Source organism: Bradyrhizobium liaoningense (assembly GCF_018130785.1).
Taxonomy (GTDB): Bacteria; Pseudomonadota; Alphaproteobacteria; order Rhizobiales; family Xanthobacteraceae; genus Bradyrhizobium; species Bradyrhizobium liaoningense_A.
This window is the reverse complement of the sequence record NZ_JAFCJT010000026.1, coordinates 59204-78624: the sequence shown is the minus strand read 5'-3', so window position 1 is coordinate 78624 and position 19421 is coordinate 59204. Positions and strand designations below refer to the sequence as shown.

General features: G+C 64.5%; 19 protein-coding genes. 11 read left to right on the top strand and 8 right to left on the bottom strand.

All coding sequences use genetic code 11. The features are described from left to right. Positions 1–9: 9 nt before the first annotated feature. A complete protein-coding gene (locus JQ627_RS33100; protein WP_212488553.1) occupies positions 10–390 on the top strand; it encodes a cupin domain-containing protein in 381 nt (126 codons plus the stop codon). 4 nt (positions 391–394) lie between these two features. Here JQ627_RS33100 and JQ627_RS33095 read toward each other — a convergent pair whose 3' ends face one another. Next, positions 395–1342, bottom strand: coding sequence for a lytic transglycosylase domain-containing protein (locus tag JQ627_RS33095; protein ID WP_212488552.1), 948 nt, complete (start codon positions 1340–1342; stop codon positions 395–397). A gap of 179 nt (positions 1343–1521) precedes the next feature. On the opposite strand from JQ627_RS33095, the gene JQ627_RS33090 reads away from it, so the two are divergent. After that, positions 1522–2571 (top strand): L,D-transpeptidase family protein, encoded by a 1050-nt coding sequence (locus tag JQ627_RS33090; RefSeq protein WP_212488551.1) that lies wholly within the window; start codon positions 1522–1524, stop codon positions 2569–2571. Here JQ627_RS33090 and JQ627_RS33085 read toward each other — a convergent pair. From JQ627_RS33085 to JQ627_RS33075, 3 genes are all read right to left on the bottom strand, one after another. Beyond that, on the bottom strand, positions 2568–2843 hold the full coding sequence (locus tag JQ627_RS33085) for a hypothetical protein (RefSeq protein WP_212488550.1): 276 nt from the start codon (positions 2841–2843) through the stop codon (positions 2568–2570). The two genes, JQ627_RS33090 and JQ627_RS33085, sit on opposite strands and share 4 nt — an antisense overlap. 74 nt (positions 2844–2917) lie before the next feature. Next, positions 2918–3775 carry a VOC family protein gene (locus JQ627_RS33080; protein ID WP_212488549.1) on the bottom strand — a complete coding sequence of 286 codons (858 nt, stop codon included), beginning with the start codon at positions 3773–3775 and terminating at the stop codon, positions 2918–2920. Between the two features lie 145 nt (positions 3776–3920). Next, entirely contained in the window at positions 3921–5111 is a 1191-nt protein-coding gene (locus tag JQ627_RS33075; protein WP_212488548.1) for a urate hydroxylase PuuD, read from the bottom strand. 235 nt (positions 5112–5346) lie between these two features. On the opposite strand from JQ627_RS33075, the gene JQ627_RS33070 reads away from it, so the two are divergent. Beyond that, positions 5347–6687 (top strand): sorbosone dehydrogenase family protein, encoded by a 1341-nt coding sequence (locus tag JQ627_RS33070; RefSeq protein WP_212488547.1) that lies wholly within the window; start codon positions 5347–5349, stop codon positions 6685–6687. A 113-nt stretch (positions 6688–6800) separates the two neighbouring features. Here the strand turns inward: JQ627_RS33070 and JQ627_RS33065 are convergent, their stop codons facing one another. From JQ627_RS33065 to JQ627_RS33055, 3 genes are read right to left on the bottom strand one after another with little or no spacing between them, the layout of a single operon-like run. Then, positions 6801–7601 (bottom strand): SDR family NAD(P)-dependent oxidoreductase, encoded by an 801-nt coding sequence (locus JQ627_RS33065; protein WP_212488546.1) that lies wholly within the window; start codon positions 7599–7601, stop codon positions 6801–6803. A gap of 1 nt (position 7602) precedes the next feature. Then, the gene (locus JQ627_RS33060) at positions 7603–8157 is read right to left on the bottom strand and encodes a carboxymuconolactone decarboxylase family protein (RefSeq protein WP_212488545.1); all 555 of its coding nucleotides are present in this window, start codon (positions 8155–8157) and stop codon (positions 7603–7605) included. A 13-nt stretch (positions 8158–8170) separates the two neighbouring features. Next, a complete protein-coding gene (locus JQ627_RS33055) occupies positions 8171–8983 on the bottom strand; it encodes an SDR family NAD(P)-dependent oxidoreductase (protein ID WP_212488544.1) in 813 nt (270 codons plus the stop codon). Between the two features lie 233 nt (positions 8984–9216). Here JQ627_RS33055 and JQ627_RS33050 point away from each other — a divergent pair, with 233 nt between their 5' ends. The 4 genes from JQ627_RS33050 to cyoD are packed head-to-tail and all read left to right on the top strand — an operon-like array spanning position 9217 to position 13067. Then, the gene (locus JQ627_RS33050) at positions 9217–10050 is read left to right on the top strand and encodes a cytochrome ubiquinol oxidase subunit II (RefSeq protein WP_212488543.1); all 834 of its coding nucleotides are present in this window, start codon (positions 9217–9219) and stop codon (positions 10048–10050) included. Continuing rightward, the gene (gene cyoB, locus JQ627_RS33045) at positions 10040–12040 is read left to right on the top strand and encodes a cytochrome o ubiquinol oxidase subunit I (RefSeq protein WP_212488542.1); all 2001 of its coding nucleotides are present in this window, start codon (positions 10040–10042) and stop codon (positions 12038–12040) included. Before JQ627_RS33050 ends, cyoB begins: the two co-directional genes overlap by 11 nt. Further along, the gene (locus JQ627_RS33040; RefSeq protein WP_212488541.1) at positions 12040–12681 is read left to right on the top strand and encodes a cytochrome (ubi)quinol oxidase subunit III; all 642 of its coding nucleotides are present in this window, start codon (positions 12040–12042) and stop codon (positions 12679–12681) included. Before cyoB ends, JQ627_RS33040 begins: the two co-directional genes overlap by 1 nt. Next, positions 12678–13067, top strand: coding sequence for a cytochrome o ubiquinol oxidase subunit IV (gene cyoD / locus JQ627_RS33035; RefSeq protein WP_212488540.1), 390 nt, complete (start codon positions 12678–12680; stop codon positions 13065–13067). Before JQ627_RS33040 ends, cyoD begins: the two co-directional genes overlap by 4 nt. A 215-nt stretch (positions 13068–13282) precedes the next feature. On the opposite strand, the gene JQ627_RS33030 is transcribed toward cyoD, so the two are convergent. Further along, a complete protein-coding gene (locus JQ627_RS33030) occupies positions 13283–14071 on the bottom strand; it encodes a thermonuclease family protein (RefSeq protein ID WP_212488539.1) in 789 nt (262 codons plus the stop codon). A gap of 202 nt (positions 14072–14273) precedes the next feature. Here JQ627_RS33030 and JQ627_RS33025 point away from each other — a divergent pair, with 202 nt between their 5' ends. From JQ627_RS33025 to JQ627_RS33010, 4 genes are all read left to right on the top strand, one after another. Further along, entirely contained in the window at positions 14274–15872 is a 1599-nt protein-coding gene (locus JQ627_RS33025) for a GMC family oxidoreductase (RefSeq protein WP_212488538.1), read from the top strand. Positions 15873–15879: 7 nt separating this feature from the next. After that, positions 15880–16329 (top strand): hypothetical protein, encoded by a 450-nt coding sequence (locus tag JQ627_RS33020; RefSeq protein WP_212488537.1) that lies wholly within the window; start codon positions 15880–15882, stop codon positions 16327–16329. A 105-nt stretch (positions 16330–16434) separates the two neighbouring features. Then, positions 16435–17454: a S1C family serine protease gene (locus tag JQ627_RS33015; protein ID WP_212488536.1), complete on the top strand. Its 1020-nt coding sequence runs from the start codon at positions 16435–16437 to the stop codon at positions 17452–17454. Between the two features lie 58 nt (positions 17455–17512). Continuing rightward, a complete protein-coding gene (locus tag JQ627_RS33010; RefSeq protein ID WP_212488535.1) occupies positions 17513–19237 on the top strand; it encodes an FAD-dependent oxidoreductase in 1725 nt (574 codons plus the stop codon). Positions 19238–19421: the final 184 nt, after the last annotated feature.

Genomic DNA, 19421 nt, shown 5'->3' with positions numbered 1-19421 from the left:
AGCACGATCATGGCCGAGGAGACTGGCGCCTTCATCCGCAACATCGCCGAGGTGCCCTGGCGCGAATTTCCCAATCACTTCGGCGGCGCACTGTCGAAGCCGCTGGTGATGCCGGAGACGGCCGGTTCGCGCCGCATCGACTACCGCATCTCGATGTATCAACCGATGGCCTATGTCGCGCGGCACCATCACAAGGTGCAGGAACAGGTCTATCATGTGCTCGACGGCGAAGGACTGATGGAGATCGCCGGCAAGAACCATGTCGTGCGGAAGCATGACGTGATCTTCCTGCCGCCCGGCGTCGAGCACGCGATCTCGAATTCCGGGCTGACCGATCTCGTGTTCCTGGTCGTGACGTCGCCGGTGACTGACGACGACAAGCCGGTGTGACCGGTTAGCGCTCGCTCGACGCGAGGCGGATGGCGCGGGCCCTCGCGCTCTTTCCGGCGGCGCGCGCCGCGATCATGCTGCGCGCCTTGCCGCGGCTGGTCTTCCGGATCAGCGATGCAAGCTGTTTGCGTGCACGGTTGGCGGTTAAACGCGCCGCCAGCTGTTCGCCCTTGCGAATGATCGTCGTGATCGAGGGCGTCAGGTTCACCGGAACCCAGGCAATGTCCCTGGACTTGGACAGGCTGCCGATGCCCTCGCAGGGCGCTTCGCGCGGCAGGTCGATCCGTATCGCGAGGGCTTCCGCGCGCTCGGTCCAGTCCTCGGCCTTGGTGCCGGTGATGATGCGGACATAGTCGCGGGTCTCGCGCGGCAGCTCGCTTTCCCTGGCAAGCCACTTCTGGATCCGGCCGGGGCCTGCGTTATAGGCGGCTGCGGCAAGTCCCAGATTGCCGAAATCGTCGCGAAGCTTGCGCAGGAACTTTGCGGATGCGGGCAGGGCCTTCATCGGATCGAATGGATCGTCCAACCCGACCTCCGCTGCCGTCTCCGGCATGAATTGTGCGACGCCTTGAGCGCCCGCCTGGCTGACCTCGTTCGATTTGAAGCGGCTCTCCTGCCAGATCAAACGCGCGAAGAACGGCACCGGAATGCCGCTCGCCTCGGCGGCTTCACGAAGCGCGTGGCAGAACCGTTCGGTCGGCGAAACCGGCGCCTGCGCGGCCGTGTCGACGGCGCGCGGCGGCTCGGATGTCTCCTCATAGGCCGCGCGCGCATTGGCGAGCTCGATGGCTTGCACGCTGGCAAGGAAGAGCTCGACCACAGGAACAAGTGGCGAGGCTTGAGTGTTTTGAAGAACGGCGTGGTCGAAGCTTGATGTTTGCCGGGACGCCGACGGATCGAGGTCGCACATCAGAATCAGAAACGCGGCGCAGGCCGCGACGACAAATCGCATTGCGTGGACAACCTCGAACTGTGGGATGAACGGCCGGCGCTGCGCCGGCAATAAGGAGTTCTTAACCGTCCGATTGCGGCGAAGCTGCGGTTTTGCCGGTTCCGTCGGTGTTACTACGGTGTTCCAGCAGCGAAACTCTCCGCGGTTTTGCGGAGCATAGGTGAATTGGGACGAGCGACATGACGCGATGGGTGCTTGGCGCGCTGATTGCGCTGTGGGTGATCTGTCCGGCGCTTGCGAACAATCTCGACGCGACCGCGGTGAACGACGCCGCGCGTTCCGCAAAACAGCCTGCGAACGACAAGGTCAACGCATCCGTGGTGAAGCTTCAGGTCATGCTGGACCGTGCGCAGTTCTCGCCCGGGGAGATCGATGGCAAGCTCGGCGAGAACGCGCAAAAGGCGCTGAAGGCATTTGCCGAGCAGAACGGTATCGCATCCGACAAGGGAATAGCGCAGGAGCTCTGGGACAGGCTGATCGCGGCGAGCGAAGGTGCTGTTGTCGTCGTCGACTACAAGATCACCGATGCCGATGTGAAGGGACCGTTCCTGAAGGTGCTGCCGGGCAAGCTGGAGGACATGAAGTCGCTGCAGGCGCTGAGCTACACCAGCCCGCTCGAGGGGCTCGCCGAGAAATTCCACATGAGCGAGGAGTTGCTTCGGACGCTCAATCCGGGCAAGTCCTTCGACAAGGCTGGCGAGACGATCATCGTTGCAAACGTTTCGGAACGGCGGGAGCTGCCACGCATTGCGCGGCTCGAGATCGACAAGAAGAATGGGACATTGAAAGCATTCGACGGGTCCGACCGTCTGCTCGCGTTCTATCCGGCGTCAATCGGCAGTCCGGATCGCCCAACGCCGAGCGGCACGCTCAAGGTCACCAGCACCAGCGACAAGCCGACCTACCACTACAATCCCGACTACAAGTTTCACAACGTCAGGTCCAGGGCGCCGTTCGACGTCAAGCCGGGGCCGAATAATCCGGTGGGTGCATACTGGATCGGCCTGTCCGCGCAGGGCTACGGCATCCACGGGACGGCGGAGCCCGACAAGGTGAGCAAGTCCGCGTCGCATGGCTGTATCAGGCTGACCAATTGGGACGTGCGCACGCTGGATGACAACGTCAAGCGCGGCACGCCGGTCGTCTTCCTGGATGCGCCGACCGAATCCTCGTCGAAGCAGCTCGGGAAGTCCGGCGGCAAGCGGGCCTCGAACCAGTCCTTGAACTAATCCTTGGGAAAATCCTTGCGCATCGCGATCTCGGCGGCATCGCCGGGCGACAGCACGGTCTGATCGAACGCTGCTTGCGGCTTCGTCATGATGTCGTAGAGCGAGATGCCCTTGATGGGCTTTCCCATGAGCTCGCGGACGCAGTCGGCGAGCGTGCCGTTGTAGACGAGATAGGGCGGACCTCGGTCCTTCTGTCTCTCGCCCTTCAGCGACGGCCACTTCTTCAGTTCGGCCGGCGCGTCATAGGCGATCGGCGATTCCTCTTTGAACATGCGCTCGGTCTCGGGTGGAAAGCCCGAAAATCCTAGGCTTGCCCGGTAAACGCTTGTTAAAGAATTAGTTCAAATCAGCCGGTAACGAAGGCGAGCAGGGTGCCGTTGGCCTTGGCCGGCGGCACGCAGATCGCGGCCCCGCTACGCACTGCCGCCGAACCCAGCGCCTTTTCAGTCGCGGTGAGATCGCCGCTCACGAGCACCAGGGCCGCACCGCCGCGCTCGGAGAGGCCCGCGAGCGGCACACCCGGATAGCGTTTGCCGAGCTGGTCCAGCGTCAAATAGACGAAGTCGGCGCGGTCGCCGCCGGACGGCACAGCTACTGCACCGTCGGCTTCCGCCTTCGCTTCACGGTCGGTCAGGCGGCCGAGATGCGCCGCTTCCTGCGCGGGCTGGGGCGTTGCGATCAGCGTCTGCTTGATCCGCCTCGCCGCATTGGCGTGCTTCATCAATTCAGGGATCCACACCGTCTCGCGGGTCTTGTGCTGGCAGGCGAAGATGCGCACGCCGCCGGGCGCTTCCGCGGTCGGCCACATGAAGGTCCGGAATTTTGCCGCCGAGATCGTGCCATCAGGCAGTGTCACGGGCCGCTCGAAATCGGTCGGGCCGATCGGCGTGAGGCCGCGTGCGCGGATCTCCTCGGCGCCGGCCGCGCTATCGACCGCCGTGAAAGCGATGCGCTCGATGCCCTCGCCGTGCCTGTCGACGAAGGCGCGCGCTGGTGCGTTGTGCTCGGTCGCTACCAGTACGCCGAGCAGCTCCATATAGTCGGGGTCGAACATGATGGTGTAGTTGCCGGTGCCCATATGCGCGCTGTGGGTGCCGCGCGGTGACAGGGTGAAACCGAGCTGCCGATAGTTTTCGGCGGCCTTGTCGAGGTCCTGAACCATGACCACGGCGTGGTCGATACCGATGACGTTCTTGAGGGCCACTGTTCTCTCCCCGCAGCAAACTGGACTTGGACCGCGCCAGCGGCCGCTGACCCTGTCTACGCCGGATAGGCGATCAAGTCATTTTCAAATCGGGGGCAGATGCGGAATTTCATTTCATGAAATGCGGTATCGAAACGTGATGGCGTCAGCGCGCCTGCTCGATATAGGCGGCGAGAATGGCGCGTTCTTCGCTCGTCATCTCGGTGATGTTGCCCGGCGGCATCGCGTTCGACCACGCCGCCACGCGGCCGATCAGGCGGATGTTGCGATGGATGTGCTCGGGCGCGTCGAGCAGGATGCCCTTGGGCGCGGTCACGATGCCGGCCCAGACCGGCTCGGCCGCGTGGCACATGCTGCAACGGGACATCACGATCTCCTCGACATTGGTGAGTGTCGGCGGCGCCGACAGCGCGCCTGTCTTGACGTCGCGCGATCCAGCGGCGGAGAGGAAGAGGATCGCGATCACGCCGACCGCCGCCACGCCCCACACCCACCACGGCGATTTGCGTCCCGCGTGCCGCTCGTTGAAGAAGTGGCGGATCACGGGGCCGAGCGCCAGGATGATCGCGACGATGATCCAGTTGAAGCGCGTGGCGTAGAGCAGGGGATAATGATTGCTGATCATCAGCACGACGACCGGGAGCGTCAGGTAGTTGTTGTGAACCGAGCGCTCCTTGCTGGTTTTGCCGAGCTTGGGATCGGGCGACTGGCCGGCGATGAGCGCCGCTACGATCTTCTTCTGGTTCGGGATGATCAGCGCGAAGACATTGGCGACCATGATGGTGCCGATGATCGCGCCGATCTGGTTGAAGGCGCCGCGGCCGCTCAGCACATGCGTGAAAGCATAGGTCAGCGCGACCAGGAACAGATAGCCGCCGATGGCGAAGGGCAGCTCGCGCTGCGCCAGTCCGGTGCGGCAGGCGGCCTCGTAAAGCAGCCACGCCAGCGCAAGGCTAAAGAAGCTGAACAGACCGGCCTGGAATGGCGTGAGGTCGAGGATCGATTTGTCGACCAGGAACAGATCGGCCTCGAGATAATACACCACCACCATCAGCGCGAAGCCGGACAGCCAGGTGGTGTAGGCCTCCCATTTGAACCAGGTGAGCTCGTCCGGCATCCGGGTGGGCGCGACGAGATATTTCATGATCCGGTAGAAGCCGCCGCCATGGACTTGCCAAGCCTCGCCTTGCACGCCATCAGGCAGGTCAGTCTTCGGCTTCAGGCTGAGGTCGAGGGCGATGAAATAGAAGGAACTGCCGATCCAGGCGATCGCCGCCACCACATGCAGCCAGCGGAGCAGCAGGCTCGCCCATTCCGATATGATGGATCCCCACATGATCACCCCATCAATTGCGACCTGGATGCCGCAGCTTTGATGACCGCAACCGGCGGTCGCGCCCTTACAATGTGTCGCACCGATCTGCCGCATTTTCCAGTACGATAGGCTGCGGATGATGCACATCGTGCGGGCATGAGCTGACGTGGGATTCGGCAGGCGTTCGACCTGCCGCAGAACGCGGTAGGTCGATGAGCATTGATGTTTGCGACAGGCAGGCGGGGAGAAAAACGACGTGAAAAACAGGATATCGACTGCAGTGATGTCTGCGGGGTTGCTGGTCGTCGTTGCGATCCGTGCGCAGGCCGAGCCGGTTCTGCAGGGCAAGGAGGCCTATGGCGATTGGCAGTCCGACAAGCCCGGCACGGTCAGGTTGATCCGTCCGCAGGATCTCGTCAGGCCCGGCGCCACGCGGTCGGTTGCGAGCACCGCGCGTGTGGTACCGCGGCCGCCGGAGGCTTCGCCCCAGGTGCCGGCCGGTTTCAAGATCGAGCTGTTCGCCGAGGGCCTGCGCGCGCCGCGCATCATCAGGGTTGCGCCGAATGGCGATGTCTTCGTCGCGGAGACGCGGATCGGCACCGTTCGCGTGCTGCGCGCCGGGGAGGGCGGCAAGGCCGCCAGCAACGAGGTGTTTGTAAGTGGCCTGCGGCAGCCGTTCGGCATCGCCTTCTTTCCCAATGGCGACAATCCGCAGTGGGTCTATATCGCCAACACCGACAGCGTCATCCGTTTTCCTTATCAGGCCGGCGATCTCAAGGCGCGCGGCAAGGCGGAGACGATCGTGGCAAGCCTGCCGCATGGCGGCGGCCATTCCACCCGCGACATCGCCTTTTCGCCGGACAACAAGCGCATGCTGGTGTCCGTCGGCTCGCTCAGCAATGTCGCCGAGGGAATGGGCACGCCGTCGGGCGGGTTGGAGACCTGGGTGAAGACGCAGCCGCTTGGCGCGGCCTGGGCCAGCGAGACCGAGCGCGCCACCGTGCTCGCCTTCAATCCCGATGGCAAGGAGCGGAAGATCTACGCCACCGGCATCCGCAACTGCGTCGGCCTCGCAATCCAGCCGCAGACCGGGCTGCCCTGGTGCTCGACCAACGAGCGCGACGGCCTCGGCGACGATCTCGTGCCCGACTATGTGACCAGCGTGAAGGAAGGCGCCTTCTACGGCTGGCCGTGGTTCTACATCGGCGGCAACGAGGACCCGCGCCACACCGGCGCGCGTCCGGATTTGAAGGACAAGGTGACGGTGCCCGATGTGCTGGTGCAGCCGCACTCGGCGTCGCTGGGCATGACCTTCTATCAGGGCACGCAGTTTCCGTCGGAATACCAGGGCGACGCCTTCGCCGCAGAGCACGGCTCCTGGAATCGGTCGAAGCGCACCGGCTACAAGGTGATCCGCATCAAGATGAAGGACGGCAAGCCGACGGGCGAGTACGAGGATTTCGTCACCGGGTTCGTGGCGAGCGACACGAACGTGTGGGGGCGGCCGGTGGGAGTCGTGGTCGCGAAGGATGGATCGCTGCTGGTGTCGGAGGATGGCAATGGGACGATCTGGCGGGTGACAAGCGCGACGCAGTGATGGCGTTTCCTCACCCCTTGTGAGTCAGCGCGGCGTCCATTGCTGCGCCTCCGGCGCTTCGCGCCACCTTCTCCCACAAGGGGAGAAGGGAAGGGGCACCGTACTCGCGGCTTCTACCCCCGCCTCACGCTCGCCCCGCCATCCACCGGCAACGTCACGCCCGTAATGAAATTCGCCTCGTCCGACGCCAAAAACAGCGCGGCGTTCGCGACGTCCCAGCCGGTGCCCATCTTCTTGCGCAGCGGCACCTTGCTGTCGCGCTCGGCTTCGACCTCGGCGCGGGTCTTGGACCATTCGCGGGCGCGGGTATCGACGGCCATCGGCGTGTTCATCAGGCCCGGCAGGATGACGTTGGCGCGGATGCCGTATTCGGCGTTCTGGTAGGCGAGCTGTTCGGTGAAGGCGATCATCGCCGATTTCGTCGCCTTGTAGGCGACGTAGGGGTAAGTGGTGATCGCGGCCATCGAGGAGATGTTGATGATGGCGCCGCTTCTTTGCGCGCGCATGATCGGGATGACTTCCTTCGCCGCCAGAATGCAGCTCTTCAGATTGATGGCGACCACACGGTCGAACGCCTCCTCGGTGATTTGAAGCAGTTCGGCATCGCCCCCGGACAAGCTGACACCGACATTGTTGTGCAGGACGTCGATCCGGCCCCAGCGCGCCTGCGCGTCCGTCACCATCGCCCTGATGTCGGCGGATTTGGTCACGTCGGCCTCGAAGGCCGCGGCGGTGCCTTGCTCCGCTGCGATCAGATCGACGGTTTCCTGCGCCGACTCCAGATGATGGTCGACGCACAGCACCTTCGCGCCCTCGCGCGCAAAGGTCAGCGCCGTGGCGCGGCCGTTGCCCATGCCTTCGCCAGGGCTCTGGCCGGCGCCGACGACGATCGCAACCTTGTCCTTCAAGCGCATGTCACTTCACTCCCGGGATCGGGTACTGCTGGAGTACCTCTTTGTAAGTGAGTTCGTTGTCGATCTTCATGGTGGCGAGTACGCGCACCACGCCGCAATAGAAGGCGATGGTGAGCACAAGATCGACCATGTGTTCGTCGGAGAGGTGCGTCTTGATCTCGGCAAAGGTCGTATCCGACATCGCGAGCTCCCGCACCATCTCGCGGGCGCCTTTCAGGATCGCCCTGGCGAGCGGCTCCAGCTTCGACGGCTTGCCCTCGGTCTCCGCCATCAAGCCGGCGATGTCCTCGTCGGTGACGCCGAACTCCTTGCCGATCTTCACGTGATGGGTGAATTCGTATTCCGACTTCTCCATCCAGCCGACCTGGAGGATCGCGAGCTCCCGCAGGCGCGGGTCGAGCTTGCTCTTGAAGCGGATATAGCCGCCGATGCCGTTGAAAGCGCGCGCCATCTCCGGCGAGTTGACCAGCAGCTTGTGCAGATTGGTGTTGCGCTTGAGCATGTCGCGATATTCGGGCGCGACCTGGTCGGCCTCGAGATAGGGCAGGCGGGCCATTGCCGTGTTTCCTCTAGTGTTCCTGTGACTCGCGTTCGGGGGCTTGCAGCGTGACGCCGCCGTCGACCACCAGCACCTGGCCGGTGATGTAGCGGGCAAAGTTGCTGAGCAGGAATTTGACCGCATGGCCGACGTCCCAGCCGGTGCCTTCTGTCTTGAGCAACGAAGCCTTGGCGCGCTGGGCGCGGGCCTGCTCGCTCATGCCGCGGGCATAGACCATCGGCGTGTACATCGGCCCCGGGCAGATGCAGTTGACGCGGATGTTGTCGCGGCCGTGGTCGACTGCCATGGCGCGCGTGAGACCGATGATGGCGGCCTTCGACGTCGTGTAGGTTGTCAGCCCGCGCGGCCGCAGGGCCGAGATCGAGGAGATGTTGACGATCGCGCCGCCCTTGGCGGTCTTGATCATCGCGGGGATCGCGTGCTTGGAGAGCAGGAACATGGTCTCGACGTTCACCTGCATGACGCGGCGATACTGCTCGGGCGCCTCGTCGACCACGCTGCCGCGGCTGCCGATGCCGACATTGTTGTCGAGGAAATCGAGCCGGCCCCAGCGGTCGAGCGCGGCCTCGACCAGTTTCCTGCAATCGGCTTCGCTGGTGACGTCGCCGCCATGCGCTGCTGCCGTGCCGCCCTCGGCCATGATCATCTCGGTGGTGCGTTCGGCGAGCTTGAGGTCGCGATCGGCGACCAGCACCCTGGCGCCGGCGCGAGCGAGCAAAATTGCTGCAGCGCGGCCGTTGCCGATCCCGTCGCTCGCGGCGCCACCGCCGCTGATCAGCGCCACCTTGCCGGCGAGGCCGGCATCGTCCTCAGGGCCCTGCATATCGTTTCATCCCAAATATTTTCGTGCAGATTAGCAATCGCCCCGACAGGAGAGAAGGCCGGCGGTCCCGCGCAGATGTCATTGACATCGCGTGGAATTGCATGCCGCCGGGCGGCACGCCGCGCGATTAAGCGGGCGCATCGCGGAACCGTTCTGCCGAGCTTGCGTTTGTTGCGGGGGCTTTTCCGCGCTAGGCTCCCGCCTGGGGTTTCCCAATCGCCAGTGGCTTGCCGATGAATCTGCTCGATCCACAAGGGCCGGTGGCTGCCGCCAACAGCACCATCCTGGTCGATTCCGTCTTCATCATGCTCGTGATCGTGGTGCCGACCATTTTCGCGATCTTGGCCTTTGCGTTCTGGTTTCGCGCGTCCAATCCGAGAGCACGTTACCAGCCTGACTTCGTCTATTCCGGTCGCGTCGAGATGGTGGTGTGGGCGATCCCCGCGCTCACCGTGATCCTGCTCGGAGGCGTCGCCTGGATCGGCTCGCACCAGCTCGATCCCGCAGCACCCGTGCCGGGCACCGGCAGTCCGGTCCGCATCCAGGCGGTCTCGCTCGACTGGAAATGGCTCTTCATCTATCCGGACCAGCGCATCGCCACCGTCAACACGCTGACGGTGCCGGCCGGCGCCGAGCTGAATTTCCAGCTGACGTCGTCGAGCGTGATGAACGTGTTCTTCATCCCGCAGCTCGGCAGCATGATCTACACCATGAACGGCATGGTGACGAGGCTGAACCTGCGCGCCGACAATGAGGGCAAGTTGCAGGGCCTGTCGGCGCATTTCTCCGGCGACGGCTTTCCCGACATGATGTTCGACGTCAACGTGATCTCGCCGCTCGCCTTCCCGGACTGGGTCGCGACCACGGCGAAGACCGATGCCGTGTTGAACGAGGAGAGCTACACGAAGCTGATGCAGCAGGGCGTCGAGAAGAACAGGCTGACCTTTCGCCTGGACGATCCCCGTCTGTTCGACCTGATCGCAACCCAGCACATTCCGCCAGGGCCCGGACCGGAGCTGCTCTCCGATGCCGGCAGGCCGCACAGTGGAGGCCACGATGCTCGGTAAGCTCGATTGGTCGGCGATCCCGTTCGACCAGCCGATACCCCTCGTCGCGGGTGCCGTGGTGCTGGTCGCGATCCTCGGCGTGCTGATCTGGGTCGTCGTGAAAGGGCATTTGCCTTATCTCTGGCACGAATGGATCACCAGCGTCGATCACAAGCGCATCGGCGTGATGTACATCCTGCTCGCTTCGGTCATGCTGCTGCGCGGCGGCAGCGACGCTATCATGATGCGGATCCAGCAGGCGGTGGCCTACCAGTCGCAAGGCTATCTTCCGCCCGAGCATTACAACCAGATCTTCTCGGCTCACGGCACCATCATGATCTTCTTCGTGGCGATGCCGTTCGTGATCGGGCTGATGAATTTGGTCGTGCCGCTCCAGCTCGGCGTGCGCGACGTCGCCTTCCCGACACTCAATTCCGTCGGCTTCTGGCTGACCGCGACCGGTGCGCTGCTGGTCAATCTTTCGCTCGTGATCGGCGAGTTCGCGCGCACCGGCTGGCTCGCCTTTCCGCCGTTGTCGGGACTGTCCTACTCGCCCGGCGTCGGCGTCGACTACTACGCCTGGTCGCTCCAGATCTCCGGCGTCGGCACGCTGGTCGCCGGCATCAATCTGGTGACCACCGTGCTGAAGCTCCGCACCAAGGGCATGAACTATTTGCGCATGCCGATGTTCTGCTGGACCACGCTGGCCTCCAACCTGCTCATCGTCGCCGCTTTTCCGATCCTCACCGCGACGCTCGCGATGCTGCTGCTCGACCGTTACCTCGGCTTCCACTTCTTCACCAATGAAGCCGGCGGCAACGTGATGATGTTCATGAACCTGATCTGGGCGTGGGGACACCCGGAGGTCTATATCCTCGTGTTGCCGGCCTTCGGCATCTTCTCCGAGGTGGTCTCGACCTTCTCAGGCAAGGCACTGTTCGGCTATCGCTCGATGGTGCTCGCGACCATGGCGATCTGCGTCATCTCCTTCATGGTCTGGCTGCACCATTTCTTCACGATGGGCGCCGGGCCCGACGTCAACGCCATCTTCGGCATCGCCAGCATGATCATCGCGATACCGACGGGGGTGAAGATCTACAACTGGCTGTTCACGATGTATGGCGGCCGCATCCGTTTTGCGACGCCGATGCTGTGGTCGGTCGGATTCATGGTCACCTTCATCATCGGCGGGCTGACGGGCGTGCTGGTCGCGGTGCCGCCGGCCGACTTCATGCTCCACAACAGCATGTTCTTGGTCGCGCACTTCCATAACGTCATCATCGGCGGCGTGCTGTTCGGTGCCTTCGCCGGCTTCGAATACTGGTTCCCGAAGGCATTCGGCTTTCGTCTCGACGAGCGTTGGGGCAAGGCCGCGTTCTGGTTCACGTTCCTCGGCTTCTACGTCACTTTCATGCCGCTCTACATCGCGGGCATGCTGGGCATGACGCGGCGCCTGCAGCATTACGACGTCGCGGCGTGGCGGCCATGGATGATCGTGGCCGTGTTCGGCATGGCCGTGCTGAGCATCGGCGTGATCTGCCAGATCGTGCAGCTCGTGGTCAGCATCCGCAACCGCGAGGCCCTGCGCGACCGCACCGGGGATCCCTGGGACGGCCGTTCGCTGGAATGGGCGACCTCGTCGCCGCCGCCCGTGTTCAACTTCGCCTTCCATCCCGATGTGCGCGGCGAGGACGCCTATTGGGACATGAAGATCCGCGCCCAGCAGCAATCGCTCGAGCACGAAGAGCCCGAGTATCACGATATCGAAATGCCAAAGAACTCGCCGACCGGTTTCGTCTGCGCGTTCTTCGCCACCATTATGGGCTTCGCGCTGATCTGGCACATCTGGTGGATGGTGATCCTGGGCGGCATCGGTGCGTTCGCGACCTTCGTCGTGTTCGCCTGGCGCGACCATGACGAATACGTCATTCCAGCCGCGGAGGTCGCCGCGATCGACCGCGTCAATCTCGAGGAGCGGCGCAGCCTCGTCAGCATGGCGGGGGCAATCTGATGTCGATGACCGCCGCCGTCGGCCGTACCCATGCCGATCCGCACCATATCGGGCTCGTCGTCGAGCATCCCGGCCCCGCGTCGAAGCGCATCGTGACCGCCTACGGCTTCTGGGTCTTCCTGCTTTCCGACATCGTGATGTTCTCCTGCTTCTTCGCGGCCTATGCGGTGCTGTCCGGCCAGACCGCCGACGGGCCGAGGGGCTCGGAGATCTTCGAGCAGCGCAATGTCGCGATCGAGACGGTCTGCCTGCTTCTGTCGAGCTTCACCTGCGGTATGGCCAGCATCGCGGCCGACGTGCGCAACCGGTTCTGGTTCTATCTCGGCATGGCCGTGACTTGCGTGCTTGGGCTGATCTTCCTCGTCATCGAGTTCCGCGAATTCGCCGACCTCGTCGCGCGCGGCTATGGCCCGTCGCGCAGCGCCTTCCTGTCGTCGTTCTTCTCGCTGGTCGGATGCCATGGCCTGCACGTCTCCGCCGGCGTGCTCTGGCTTCTCACCATGATGGCTCAGGTCTTCGCCAAGGGCTTTCGCGCCGACGTCTTGCGCCGGATGATGTGCTTTGCGCTGTTCTGGCACGCGCTCGACATCATCTGGGTCGGGGTCTTCTCCGTCGTCTACCTGCTTGGGAGTGCCGTATGAGCGATCAAACCCATGTGCACACCGGACACGATCTCGCGCCGGGCGAGGAAGAGCAACACAGCGTCGGTGAGCGGATCCTCGGCTACGTCGTTGGCCTTGCGCTTGCGCTGCTGCTCACGGCAACGTCATTCTTCATCGCCGGCACGGATCTGGTCTGGCAGCCGTCCATCCCCGTTGCGCTGATCGTGCTGGCGATCGCGCAGATGGGCGTGCACCTCGTGTTCTTCCTCCACATCACCACGGGTCCCGACAATACCAACAACGTGCTGGCGCTCGCCTTTGGCCTTCTGGTCGTCTTTCTGGTGGTCGGCGGAACCGTCTGGATCATGTCGCATCTCAATCAGAACATGCCGCCGATGGATCAGATCATGCCGATGCGCAGGTAGGGCGTACAAAAAAGAAGAGCCGCTTGTTGTGACAAGCGGCCCAAGTCTAGGGAGGAAACGCCCGAGCAAAGCAATCGGGCCGAAGCCGGATTGCTGCCAAGGAACGCTCGCGCAAAGCGCTTGCGTATGCATATAAGTGTGGCAACGCACGATGGAGTTCAATTCCGGATCAATACTGTCTCCGGCTACCGCTCACTTATGCGTGACGGGCTTCCTCATTTCGGCCGGCGGCAATTGTAGGCCTTGCGGAAGCCGGCGGCCTGCGCGTCGTCCTCCGAGCAGAACCAGCGGTCCGGCTTGGTGGTCGCGGGATAGCTCGGGCAGCCCCTGAGATGATAGATGCCGATATTGCCGGTGACGCGTGCGCGCACGGCGAGCTTGCCCTTGATGCTACAGCTCGGCGGCATCGTCAGATCCTCCGGAAACAGCGCCGCACGGATTTCCTTGTCGCGGTCGGCGCGGCAGGCGGCGCCCAGCAGCGTACCGTCCTTCTTGCCCGTGCGGAACTCTTGCGGTGCAACAAAGCAGCCCTTCCAGATGCCGGCTGATGTGGTTTTGGCTTCCGCCGCGGCGGCCTTGACGTTCGCCTTGATCGGCTCGCGGGGGATGGCATAGCCAAGCTTGACGAGCTGCTCGTTCAGGCTGGTCTTGTCGCCTTCTGCCGTGCAGATGGCGCGGTGCCGCTTGCCGAAACTCTTTTCCGGCCCGACATCGTCACAGCGTACGGTGCGCTTGTTGATCAGCTTCGCCAGCTGGTCGCGGGCCTCGACGCCGCAGGTCCAGGGATCGGCATGATCGTCGATACAGACCTGGTCCAACTCGGGCGCATCGACGCCGTCGAGGCGGTAGGTGACGTCGCCGAGCTGGATCGAATTGGCGTCCCGGACGGTCGCAGCCGCCGTCAGCGCGGAGGCCGGCCCGGAGGAGGCCAGAAACCCGGACAGAGCGAGAAACGAAACAAGCGCGAAGGCGCGGGCGACGGCAAATGAATTCCTGAAGGACATGACTTCTCGCTATCGATGGCTCTGGCGCTTCGTTCCTAGCATCCGGAAGTCGCGATACCAATGGTCTGCGCCCTGCGAAGTGCGACATTCGCGCGCCAGCCTTTACTCCCTGACCGGTCTGCCCCTATCGTTCGGCACGACAAACAAACCTGCGTAGGCCGAATCGCCCTTGAAGCGGCGAGGGCGGGAGGAAGAAGCTTCGATGAAAGACCCCGTGGACGTCCTGATCATCGGCGCCGGCGCTTCAGGTGCCGCGATTGCATGGTCGCTGGCCGAGACCAAGATGCACATTCTCTGCCTGGAGCAGGGCGGCTGGATGAACCCGGCGGAGTATCCCAGCACGGGCCGCGACTGGGAGGCCAAGTTCTACGGCGAATGGTCCTCGAGCCCCAACGTCCGCGGCCGTCCCGAGGACTATCCGATCAACGACGACAATTCGCCGATTAAGGTCGTCAACTACAACGCGGTCGGCGGCTCGACGGTGATGTACACCGCGCACTGGCCGCGGCTGCATCCCTCCGATTTCAAGGTCAAGACGCTCGACGGCGTCGCCGACGACTGGCCGATCGACTACGACGCGCTGACCCCGTTCTTCGAAGAGAACGACCGCATCATGGGGACCTCGGGGCTATCAGGGGATCCGCTCTCGCCGCTGACGCATCCGCCGATGCCGCAGCAGCCGCTTGGATTGTCCGGTGCGATCATTGGCAAGGCCATGAACGAGCTCGGCTGGCACTGGTGGCCGTCCGATACGACGGTTGCGACAATGGACTATGAGGGCCGCGCGCGCTGCATCAATCTCGGTCATTGCACGCCGGCCTGCGCGCAAGGCGCAAAGTCCTCGACCGACATCACCTATTGGCCGCACGCGATCCGCGCCGGCGTCGAGCTTCGCACGCATTGCCGGGTGCGCGAGATCACCACCGACGAGAGCGGCATGGCTTCGGGCGTGGTCTATTACGACAAGGACGGCGTCGAGCAGTTCCAGCCCGCGCATGTCGTCATCATTGCCTGCAACGGCGTCGGCACGCCGCGGCTGCTGCTCAACTCGGCATCCAACCGCTTCCCGCACGGTCTTGCCAATTCGTCGGGCCTCGTCGGCAAGAACCTGATGTTCCATCCCTATGCGCAGATCTACGGCTATGTGAAGGAGCCGACCGATAGCAACCGTGCGCCGCCGACCTGCCTGTGGAGCAAGGAATGGTATGACACCGACCTGTCGCGCGGCTTCGTGCGCGGCTATGGCGTCCAGTTCGTGCGCGGCGCCGGGCCGGTGTTCGAGGCTGTCGTCAGCGAGCAAAAGGGCATCCTGCCGTGGGGCGAGGATCATCACCGCGTGTTCCGCAAGCTCAACGGCCATCGGCTCGGATTTTCCGCGATCTGCGAGGACCTGCCGGAAGAGCATAACCAGGTCACGCTCGACCCTGTCATGAAGGACAGCCACGGCATTCCCGCGCCGAAGATCGACTACACGATCAGTGAGAACAGCCGGAAGATGATGGAGCATGCGCTCGCGCGTGGCCGGGAGATTCTTGAGACGGCGGGGGCGACCGACATATGCGTCAACTCGCCGATCCCGTGGGGCGGCTGGCATCTGCTCGGCACCGCGCGGATGGGCACCGACCCCGAACGCTCCGTCGTCAACGAATGGGGCCGCACGCACGACGTGAAGAACCTCTTCATCGTCGACGGCAGCATCTTCGTCACCTCGGGCGGCGTGAACCCGACGTCCACCATCCAGGCCCTCGCGCTCTACATCGCCGATCAGATGAAGCAGCGTCTTGCAAACTTGTTCGACTGAGGCCGTCATGTCCGCAGACAATCAGCTCACGCGCGTCCAACGCGACGATCTCCGCACCATCGCCGGCATGATCGTGCCCGCCAGCGACGAGTACAAGGTGCCCGGTGCCGACGATCCTGCGATCCAGGCCGACATGCTGGCGACGCTGGGGCGCGACACCAAACTGGTGGCGGCGGCGCTGGATCATCTGGCGCGGCTGGCAGGTCAGCCGCTTGCCGAACTCGATGCTGCGAGGCGCGATGCGGTGGCGCAGGAGTTTCGAAGCTCAGGCGGCGCGGCCGCGGCAACGCTCGTCCGCATCGTCCTGCAATGCTACTACCGCGACGACCGCGTGCTGCGCTCGCTCGGGCTGGAGCTGCGCGCGCCGTTTCCCAAGGGCTATGTGCTCCCGGACGGCGACTGGTCGTTGCTCGACCCGGTCAAGGAGAGGGCCGGCACGTTGCGGCGGGCGACCTAGCCACCCGGGTAGTCAAGCACTGGCAGTCCAGCCTTGCGCTCCCGGCGGGACACTTGCGCGGCAGGGAACAGGCCACCATCTGTGTGAGCCTCAAGGACTCTTGCCATGCTGGATTTTACCTCAGAAGTCGCCGATGACGGATCGTCATCGCGAACGACGGCGGCTGCCACGGACAATGACCGAGGCCTGCTGGATGCCTATTCCAATGCCGTGATCGACGTGACCGACCGTGTCGGTCCCGCGGTCGTGCGTGTCGAGACCGGGCCAAAGGTGCCGAACGGCCGCGAGCGCGGCGGGCTCGGCTCCGGCATTGTGATCTCGCCGGACGGGCTCGTGCTCACCAATAGCCATGTGGTCGGCGCCTCCAGGGAGATCCGGCTGCGCGACGTCGAGGGCCATGTCGGCGACGCCCGGGTGCTCGGCGTCGATCCCGATACCGATCTGGCGCTGCTGCGCGCCAATGGCGTGCGCGATCTGCCCTATGCCGCGCTCGGCAATTCCAAGAGCCTCAAGCGCGGCCAGCTCGTGATCGCAATCGGCAATCCGCTCGGCTTCGAATCGACCGTCACCGCCGGCGTGGTCTCGGCGCTCGGGCGTTCGATCCGCTCGGTGAGCGGACGCACCATCGAGGACGTGATCCAGACCGATGCCGCGCTCAATCCCGGTAATTCCGGCGGCCCGCTGGTGTCGTCGAATGCGGAGGTGATCGGCATCAACACCGCCATCATCAATGGCGCGCAAGGCATTTGCTTCGCGGTCGCCAGCAACACCGCGCAATTCGTGCTGTCGGAGATCATCCGCCACGGCTATGTTCGCCGCGCCTATATCGGCGTGGCCGGACAGACCGCGCCGGTCCCGCGGCGGCACGCCGTGCTGGCCGGGGTCGAGAACAAGATGGGCGCGCTGCTGATGCAGATCGAGCCCGATGGACCGGCGGCGAAGGCGGGCCTGGTGCCCGGCGACGTCGTCATCAAGCTCGACGGCGTCGAGATCAACGGCGTCGACGATCTGATCCGCGTGCTCGACCGCGACCGGATCGGCCGGCGGCTCGCCATGGACGTGCTGCGGCTCGGCCGCCTGCGGGCGATCGACATCGATCCGATCGAGCGCAAGCCGCAGCGCTAGCTGCGGGGCGGCAGGCGGGGTATGACGGTGTCATGCCTCGCTTCCGGACCCCAGCCGCATGATGCCGGCGCACGAGACCTACGACGTCATTGTCATCGGCGCGGGTGCCGGTGGCATGACGGCTGCGGCAGTGGCCGCCGCCGAAGGGCTGCGCGTGCTGGTGATCGAGAAGACCGCGTTCGTCGGTGGCACCACGGCGTGGTCCGGCGGCATGGTCTGGATTCCCGCCAATGCCAAGATGAAAGAGGCGGGGATCTCCGACAGCATCACGGATGCCGTTCGCTATCTGTCGAGCACGGTGCCGGAGCCCGCCAATGCCGGCCTGCGCGCCGCCTTCCTCGCGCGCGGACCAGAGGCGATCGCCTGGCTCGAAGCCAACACCGAGGTGCGGCTACAACCTGTGAACGTCTATCCGGACTATTATCCGGAGCGGCTGGGCGCGACATCAGGCGGGCGCGTGCTGGAGCCGGTTGCTTTCGACGGCACCCGGCTGGGCGCGCATTTCGCGCGACTGCGCGCACCGCTGCCGGAGTTCACGCTGTTCGGCGGGATGATGGTCAATCGCCTCGACATCCCGCATCTGCGCCGGGCCGGAAAATCGCTGCGTTCGACCCTGCGCGCCGCGCGGCTCGTGTCCGAATACGCCTTGCAGCGGCTGCGCAGCCCGCGCGGTACGACGCTGCATCTCGGCAACGCGCTTGCGGCGCGGCTCTACGCCTCGCTGCTGGCGCGGCAGGTCGAGATCCTGTTCAGCGCGGATGTCGAAGATCTGTCGATCCAGGGCGATCGTGTCGCCGGCGTTGTCATCCGCCATGGTGCCCGCGACCGCCTGATCGCCGCGCGCCGTGGCGTGGTGCTCGCGACCGGCGGCTTCTCGCACGACGCAGCGTTGCGCAAGCGCTTCTTCCCGCCCGCGGCCGGTTTCGTCTCGGCGACCAACACATCAGGTACGGGCGACGGGCTTCGGCTCGCCGCGACGGCCGGTGCTGCGCTTAACACGGAGGCGGCGAGCCCGGCCTATTGGGTGCCGGCCTCGCTGTTTACCCGTGCCGACGGCAGCCGCGGTGTCTTCCCCCACACAGTGACCGACCGCGCCAAGCCCGGCGTGATCGCCGTCAACGCCGCCGGCCGCCGCTTCGTCAACGAGGCGCTGTCCTACCACGAATTCGTGCTCGCCATGCTGCGCGACGGCAATGGCGAGGCGGATCGGCCGTTCTACCTGATTTGTGATCGTCAATTCCTGTGGGGTTACGGCCTCGGCCGCATCAAGCCGTTCACGCGCAATGTGCGGCGCTATGTGGCGCGCGGCGAGTTGGTCGAGGCGCCCGACATTGCGCAGCTGGCGGCGAAGCTCGGCATCAAACCGTCGGTGCTCTCGGCGACGGTCGCGAGCTATAACGCCGATGCGAACGAGGGCCGTGATCCCGAATTCGGCCGTGGCAGCACCATCTACCAGCGCCATCTCGGCGATGCCGCCCATAAACCCAACCCGTGTGTCGCGCCGATCCTCCGCGCGCCGTTCTTTGCGATGCGCATCTATCCGGCCGATCTGGGCACCGCGATCGGCATGAGGGTCGACGCCCAGGCGCGCGTGCTGCGCGAGGGCGGCGCGCCAATTGTCGGCCTCTATGCCTGCGGCAACGACATGGGCTCGATCATGAACGGGAATTATCCGGGGCCCGGGATCACGCTCGGCCCGGCGCTGACGTTCGGGTACATCGCGGGAAGGCATCTGGCGGAGGGGGCGATGGCGACGACAAGCCCGGCCACGGCCTCGGCCTAGTCACGCCCACCACTGTCATGCCCCGCGAAGGCGGGGCACCCAGTACGCCGCGAGGGGCGTGGTGAGAGCGAGCTCTCCAACGCGCGTCTCTGGAATACTGGATCGCCCGCCCTTCGCGGGCGATGACACCGAGTGTGTGGCGAGTGCGTCCTACAATCTCGTCATTGCGAGCGTAGCGAAGCAA